Source organism: Paenibacillus sp. EB106-04-04-XG159 (assembly GCF_058791835.1).
In genome coordinates, this window is record NZ_JBYTDY010000009.1 from 170,344 (window position 1) to 177,531 (window position 7,188).

General features: G+C 45.3%; 7 protein-coding genes. 4 read left to right on the plus strand and 3 right to left on the minus strand.

Going from position 1 to position 7,188, the window contains the following annotated elements:
• Positions 1 to 179: 179 nt before the first annotated feature.
• Complete coding sequence (locus tag AC3WTP_RS13200) at positions 180 to 902, plus strand: ABC transporter ATP-binding protein (RefSeq protein WP_492395078.1); 723 nt, start codon at positions 180 to 182, stop codon at positions 900 to 902.
• On the plus strand, positions 899 to 1,975 hold the full coding sequence (locus AC3WTP_RS13205; protein ID WP_492395079.1) for an ABC transporter permease: 1,077 nt from the start codon (positions 899 to 901) through the stop codon (positions 1,973 to 1,975). The genes AC3WTP_RS13200 and AC3WTP_RS13205 overlap by 4 nt, the downstream gene beginning before the upstream one ends.
• 66 nt (positions 1,976 to 2,041) lie before the next feature.
• On the opposite strand, the gene AC3WTP_RS13210 is transcribed toward AC3WTP_RS13205, so the two are convergent.
• Positions 2,042 to 2,698 (minus strand): TetR/AcrR family transcriptional regulator, encoded by a 657-nt coding sequence (locus AC3WTP_RS13210; RefSeq protein ID WP_492395080.1) that lies wholly within the window; start codon positions 2,696 to 2,698, stop codon positions 2,042 to 2,044.
• 236 nt (positions 2,699 to 2,934) lie between these two features.
• Here AC3WTP_RS13210 and AC3WTP_RS13215 point away from each other — a divergent pair, with 236 nt between their 5' ends.
• A complete protein-coding gene (locus AC3WTP_RS13215) occupies positions 2,935 to 3,939 on the plus strand; it encodes an S-layer homology domain-containing protein (RefSeq protein ID WP_492395081.1) in 1,005 nt (334 codons plus the stop codon).
• Positions 3,940 to 4,024: 85 nt separating this feature from the next.
• Here the strand turns inward: AC3WTP_RS13215 and AC3WTP_RS13220 are convergent, their stop codons facing one another.
• The gene (locus AC3WTP_RS13220; protein WP_492395082.1) at positions 4,025 to 4,381 is read right to left on the minus strand and encodes a RidA family protein; all 357 of its coding nucleotides are present in this window, start codon (positions 4,379 to 4,381) and stop codon (positions 4,025 to 4,027) included.
• 220 nt (positions 4,382 to 4,601) lie between these two features.
• On the opposite strand from AC3WTP_RS13220, the gene AC3WTP_RS13225 reads away from it, so the two are divergent.
• Positions 4,602 to 5,708 (plus strand): PQQ-dependent sugar dehydrogenase, encoded by a 1,107-nt coding sequence (locus AC3WTP_RS13225; RefSeq protein WP_492395083.1) that lies wholly within the window; start codon positions 4,602 to 4,604, stop codon positions 5,706 to 5,708.
• 67 nt (positions 5,709 to 5,775) lie between these two features.
• On the opposite strand, the gene AC3WTP_RS13230 is transcribed toward AC3WTP_RS13225, so the two are convergent.
• Positions 5,776 to 6,201, minus strand: coding sequence for a YmaF family protein (locus tag AC3WTP_RS13230; RefSeq protein WP_492395084.1), 426 nt, complete (start codon positions 6,199 to 6,201; stop codon positions 5,776 to 5,778).
• Positions 6,202 to 7,188: the final 987 nt, after the last annotated feature.

Consider the following 7,188-nt stretch of genomic DNA (forward strand, 5'->3'; position numbering starts at 1 on the left):
ATGGATCCAGTATTGCTTCTATAGTATGTGATGATGCCCTTATCTGCAAGCGATAGAGACAACCATCTCTGCATAGGGTAAAGGGAAGGTTCAAAGCAAAATATTCATTTACTTTTATAAAAAAACGATTACAATAAAAGTGAGTGATTACTCACTTTTATTCGGAGGGATGAATGCATATGAGCGCTTCAGTGATTGTTTCTGAGGTCAGTAAGCAATATGGCAAGAAGGAAGTCCTGAGTAATGCGAATCTCACGATTCAGCACGGTGAAATATTCGGTATGATCGGCCCATCAGGAGCGGGGAAGACAACGCTCGTCCGCACTATAGTGGGGATGGATAATCCGACGAAAGGAAATGTGACGGTGTTAGGAACTGTTGTACCTAATCTTTCTATTCTTCAAAATATCGGGTACATGGCTCAATCCGATGCACTCTATCCTGAGCTTACAGGCAAAGAGAATCTGGATTTCTTCGCGTCGCTGTTTCAGTTGTCTAGACAAGAACAGAAGCAGCGTATCGCGTATGTGGCCAATCTAGTTCAATTGACATCTGATCTGTCTAAGAAAGTAGAAGCCTATTCCGGCGGGATGAAACGCCGTTTATCCTTAGCAATTGCACTCGTGCATGATCCACAGGTGCTTGTGCTGGATGAACCGACAGTCGGCATGGACCCTGAATTGCGCTATTCGATCTGGAATGAGCTTGACAGATTGAAGCAAGCGGGTAAGACGATCATTGTAACGACACATGTCATGGATGAAGCCGAAAGATGTGACTGTCTTGCTATGGTACGTGAAGGGAAGATCATTACGACTGGGTCTCCAGCTGAACTAAAGCGGCTGTACGGAATCAACAACTTGGAAGAAGTATTTATTAAAGCGGGGAGAGAATCGATATGAGAACGCTGGCGCTAATTAAACGGATATGTCAGCAGATGCTGCGTGATAAGCGCACACTCGCCCTTATGATGGTTGCTCCGCTGCTCATTTTAACATTGGTATACTTTCTGTTCACAGGTAATTCTTCGACTAATATTAGGCTCGGTATGGTTAACTCGAATGCAGTGATTACCGAGCAATTGCAAGCAATGGACATCGAAGTTGTCGATATCGCTAAGCCAGAGGATGCGGCGGTCGTGATAAGAGACAACAATCTGGACGGAATTCTGGAATTAGACAGAAGCGGAATACGATTGACTATAGAAAATGCTGATCCGAGTGTGACGAAAGGGCTGCAGATCAAAGTTCAGCAGGTCATGTCTGCGATCGCTGCTAAGCAGCAGGCCGCTCAAGGTGGATCTAACACGGCAGCTTTAACGGACAGCATGCTGCCTAATGTTGAGATTGCGTACATTTACGGAAATGAAGATACGACCTACTTTGATGTAGTAAGTCCCGTACTTGTTGGATTCTTCGTATTTTTCTTCGTATTTCTGATCTCGGGAATTTCGCTGCTTCGAGAACGAACAACGGGCACGTTGGATCGCATAGTAGCGACACCCATCCGCAGAAGTGAGATCGTGTTGGGGTATTTGTCAGGATACGGAATATTTGCCGTCATTCAAACGGTTATCGTTGTCTTATACGCGACGAAGGTGCTGGACATCATACTGGTTGGTTCCATATGGAATGTGATTCTTATTAATCTACTGTTAGGGCTCGTCGCCTTATCGCTGGCACTACTGCTCTCGGCATTTGCGAATTCAGAATTTCAGATGGTACAGTTTATCCCGATCGTCGCTGTTCCTCAAGTGTTCTTCGCAGGGATATTCCCAGTAGACGGGATGGCGGACTGGCTGCAGGTTATTGCAAGATTTATGCCGATGTATTACGCTGGGGACGCACTGCAAGGGGTTATGTATAAGGGCGAGGGGATAAGTGATATTAGCGGGAACCTGCTTATGCTTGTCGGATTCGCAGCATTATTTATTACCATGAATATTATAGCCTTGAAGAAATACCGCAAGATTTAAGTTTTCGGACCGTAAACGCCTAAGGATGTACTCCTTAGGCGTTTTTGCTTTAATATGATGGATAGGCTAAGGGGTTAATCCCTTGATCAGAAATGTGATCGTGGCATCAAGCTCAGACTTGTCGTCCCAAGCATCACTCGTACCAATTGGCAGGAAAGTACGGGTCAATATATATCCTCCAATGACAGATATCATCATTCTAATAATGGTATCTGTCGGTAGTTGAACGATTTGACCTTCCCGCTTAAAATGTTCAACAATAGATGAAACTTGATTCTTTACCAGAGTCACGACTAACTCTTGCAGCTGTGATTGAAGATCAGGTTGAAACGGAAGCTCCTGTATAACAATCTTAAACAATTTCTTATTCTGAAGGGCGAATTCGACTCGATTCTCAGTAAAGGATCTCACAAATTGCTCAAAGTTCGTATATTTCGTATTCAGCACATCGCGAAACTCGCGCAGTACAAACGGAGTGATTAGTTTGACGATAGTTGGAGTGATAATCGCCAAGAGCAGATCTTTCTTCGTCTTATAGTGACGGAATATCGTCCCTTCCGCTACGCCCGCGCGTTGAGCGATTTCGCTGGTAGAGGATGCCGCATACCCTTTTTCAGAAAATATCTCGATAGCCGCTTTTACGATATTCTCCTGCTTCTCCGTCATCTTGGTTTCATTTTGGTTCAGCATTTCGTCAATCCATGGCTCGTTCCGATCTGTCAAGCAGTTCAACTCCTAACGCAATGCATATGAAGTATTCTACTTGATACTATAGCACTTTCACAGTCAGACTTCCAAAAATGTTGATTCTGGATTAGCTCAGGAGCAAGCAAGAACGGATGTTGGACATTCATATTCTGCAGATGTTTCCATGAAAAGGGTAGACACTTATACGAACAAATGAGATGCTAGACATAACATTATTGTTATCGACATGTTACAGCAGAAAGGAGCAAGCCATGTACAAGAAGATGTTATCACTCGTGCTCATGCTCGTCATTCTTGTTCCACTCACACCGGAAGCACAAGCAGCAAGCTCTACACTTGAAGCTCCGTCCAATCTTAAGGTTCAGCTGTTTCAAGATTCTGACAGGATGCCGATATTTCATCTCACATGGGATAATCCGCAGAGTGTGAAAGCGATGCTGCTGGAAGCGCAAGCTGAGGATGCCAAGAATAAGATTGAAGTTCATGTTGACTATTCGTATAAAGGAAAGCCCTATATTTCAGAGAAACGCGCGTTGAATGAGTGGGGAGCTGGACAAGCTGCTGAATCAACAACAGCGAAATTCAAGCCGGAAGTTGCAGCAGGTGACCATTTTAGAGCGACTGATTATGCATTTCGAGTATTCTATGTGGTGTATTCGACCGAAACGAAAGAATATACAGCTTCTCCATTCTCGAATACCGTATCCTTTAAACCGGTTGATTATGTCCATGTCAGCAACTGGGCCGTTCCCGAAGTTAAGAGAGCAGAGAAGTATGGACTGATTACAGAATCGGTAAAGGATAATTTGAATTCTCCGATTACACGCGAGGAGTTCGCAGAGCTTGCCGCTAGATTATATGAAGTGTATGTGAATAAGTCGGTAACGCCTGCTCCTGCTACAACATTTATCGATACAGACAATACAGAAGTACTGAAGGCTTATAAACTTGGTATCATAAATGGGATTGGCAATAACAAGTTTGAACCTAATGGATTGACGAATCGCGAGCAGGTGGCAACCATGATGAGCCGCGCGATTCAAGTAATAGCACCTAGCGCTGACTATTCGACGGCCGGCGCGCCGGAGTTTGCAGATGATAATGAGATCGCGCCTTACTTTATTAATAATGTTAAATATATGGCGAAGCATGAATATGTAAAAGGGATGGATGGCAATTTCGATCCGAAAGGGAACTGTACTCGTGAAATGGCGGTACTGATCGCAGTTCGAATATATGAAGCGCATATGAAATAAATAAGTGGATTGTTGAATGAATTTAAGTTTATCGAAGGACAGCAGGAGATTGCTGTCTTTTTGCTATATTTATGTATTGCTTGCTTTATGGATTAGAAGCGCGTGGTTTATAGGCCACACCATCTACCATTAAGAGACAATCGGCATCTATAAATTGCGTTGTTGATGTCATTCTTGCAGGAAACTGATCAGCAGCAAAGTAGTCGAAGAATACCTTTTCCATTTCAGGTAGATCGTCAATGTTCTTGAGGTAAACATTCACCTTGACTAACTGATCTAGTGAGGTATCGCATTTATGTAGAGTTTCTTTCAAATGCTCAAAAGTATGATGTATTTGCTGTGTAAAGTTCTCCCCAAATCCACGATGCAAACCGAGAAACACGTAATCCCCCGCTTCAACAGCTGATGAATAGCTAAACGGAGTTGGAATTCTTCTCATCATATCATTTCCTCCTTCATGAAGTGTGTTGGAGTACTCATGCATTTCAACTTCATTATAGAACATATGTTCTGTTCTGTCAATGCGCATATTCGTATTCTAGTTTCATTTTAAGTAAAATGAGATTGAGTGTTAATATATGGTATATAATGGAAACGTGAGAAGGACAGAAGAACATGATCAGGATGTAAAGGCTTGTGACGATGCAGGTGAGGGGGGAATCATGATCGGGATTAGACGGATGCTCTTGGTGTTACTATCTACAGCGTTGATGTTGACCACGACTGCGTGTTTCGATGCGAAGCCTGCAGAGGTTCGACACAATTCTGAGCATAGTTCAGAGGCAAGCGATGCTGTTGCGAATGAGGCTCGTTATGATGTATTAGCCGAGAAGCTGCGTACTCCATGGGATATTGCTTTAGCGGGAGACACGATTTACATCAGTGAACGTGAAGGACAGATCGTTCAGCTAATCGGAACGAAGTTAAGTCGACAGAGCGTGGTTCTATCGAAGAACATACATGATCAAGGAGAGGGAGGCTTCCTCGGATTCGTACTCGCGCCAGATTATAACGATACGAGGCTCGCATATGCTTACCATACCTATAAAGAATCAGGTGAAATTCTGAACCGTGTCGTTCTCTTGCAGCAATCGGAGGACAAATGGAAGGAAATTAAACCACTATTAGAGAATATTCCGGGCTCCTTTAACCATAATGGCGGAAGAATGGGAATCGGACCTGATCGGAAGCTTTATATAACGACAGGTGATGCTGGCAAAGAGGAGTTAGCGCAAGATCTCAACAGTCTGGCAGGCAAGATACTGCGAATGGAGCTCGATGGATCTGTACCAGAGGATAACCCATATCCTGAATCTTATGTATATTCATATGGGCATCGGAATCCGCAAGGAATCGTATGGAACGAGGCCGTAGAGATGTATGTTGCGGAGCATGGCCCATCTGGGATACCTGGCGGACATGATGAGATCAATAAAATAGTCGCAGGCGGCAACTATGGTTGGCCTAATATCATCGGCGATGAGCAGCAGCAAGACATGCTGACACCGATCTATCATACGGGAAAGACCGCGATCGCGCCATCCGGAATCGATATAGATGCAGATGGTCAACTCTTGATAGCTGCCTTAAGAGGCGAAGCTTTGTATCGCTATGACATTCAGCGCGGTGTGCTGGAGACGCTGCTGGAGGGTGAAGGACGTATTCGGAGCGTGAGCATTCATAACGGGGAAATGTATATCATTACGAATAATACAGACGGGAGGGGCAATCCTTCCGCACAGGATGACCGACTGTTAAGGCTTAAGTAGCCGAACAGCCAAGGGGATGGATAGATGGATAGTTGTCTATGCATCAGTTCCCTTGGCTGTTGCTGTTTTAGATTCGTTTTATACTTTCGATAATGATGTCGTGCTTATGTCGTGTCGAACCGCTAACTCTTATCGGGACGCTCGTTCTGCCGGACATGAGATGCCGATGTCCATCAGCGAAACGGGTGAGTTGACGGAAACGGTGGAAGTGTCTAGCCCCCTGCCCATTAATCGCTGGGCCTGTGATGCCAGAGAACGAATGCCGATGCCCATCAGCGATTTGCGTGATACCGTGGAACGTGTGTCGATGCGTTCCGATTCCAGGAATGAATCGGTCTGTTAGATTGTTGAAGCGATGTCGATGTCCGAAGTTAAACGAAGTGTTTCCGCGCAGCCGATGCTGGAAACGATCCACGTTCTTAGAGGAGACCTCCCGCATACTTGAGCATAGCTTCTTAGAGGAGCAAGCTGATTTATGGGATCTGTTCTTCAATTCTAACCCTCCTAAATAAATAATCATGTCATCAGGATATTGTACTGTGCAGGCTTCTGTTTGGTAACGGCATCTGTACTGTGTGCGACATGAGTCAGTCTACATCATGGGGTTGTTTAAGTTAGCTCGCTGACATTGGTTGCGGACACACAGGTCGTTATTTGAGCGATAGTGGGCTATTTCGATAGCTTAGCGGACCGTGGTTCCGCTATTTGCACCATATTCGCTGAAAATGGCGCGTTTCCAAGCGAATAAGGTCTCCTGTGTCCGCGAGACACGCGAAACACCCCGTTTTCGCCGAAATAAGGGCTGTACGGTCCGCGTCGGTCGTTAAAGTGGTTAAGCACAACAGAAACAAGCCTCGCTGGTGCATCATAAGTTGTAACGCGTTAGCTTGCGTAACAAAAAAGTCCTCTCCTAACGACCTTGATCGTTGGGAGAGGACTTTTTTAACAGCGCCGATTACGATCCCTTTGCAGGGGCACACGATAGAGGCATGGGGAGTTTAAGTTAGTTCGCTGGCATTGGATGCGGACACACAGGCCGTTATTTGAGCAATCGAGGGCTATTTCGATAGTTTAGCGGACCGTGGTTCCGCTATTTGCACCATATTCGCTGAAAATGGCGTGTTTTCAAGCGAATAAGGTCTTCTGTGTCTGCGAGATACACGAAACACCTCGTTTTCGCCGAAATAAGGGCTGTACGGTCCGCGTCGAACGCGAAAGCTTCCGCGCACAACAGAAACAAGCCTCGCAGGAACACACGGTAGAGGCATGGGCGTGTTGAAGTAGTTCGCTGACATTTTTTGCGGACACACAGGCCGCTATTTGAGCAAAAGCGGGCTATTTCGATAGCTTAGCGGACCGTGGTTCCGCTATTTGCACCATATTCGCTGAAAATGGCGCGTTTCCAAGCGAATAAGGTCTCCTGTGTCCGCGAGACACGCGAAACACCCCGTTTTCGCCGAAATAAGGGCTGTACGGTCCG

Excerpts from the sequence above, each read along its gene's own strand:
- AC3WTP_RS13200 (WP_492395078.1), top strand. The coding sequence starts at position 180 with ATGAGCGCTTCAGTGATTGTTTCTGAGGTCAGTAAGCAATATGGCAAG.
- AC3WTP_RS13205 (WP_492395079.1), top strand. The coding sequence starts at position 899 with ATGAGAACGCTGGCGCTAATTAAACGGATATGTCAGCAGATGCTGCGT.
- AC3WTP_RS13215 (WP_492395081.1), top strand. The coding sequence starts at position 2,935 with ATGTACAAGAAGATGTTATCACTCGTGCTCATGCTCGTCATTCTTGTT.
- AC3WTP_RS13220 (WP_492395082.1), bottom strand. The coding sequence starts at position 4,381 with ATGATGAGAAGAATTCCAACTCCGTTTAGCTATTCATCAGCTGTTGAA.
- AC3WTP_RS13225 (WP_492395083.1), top strand. The coding sequence starts at position 4,602 with ATGATCGGGATTAGACGGATGCTCTTGGTGTTACTATCTACAGCGTTG.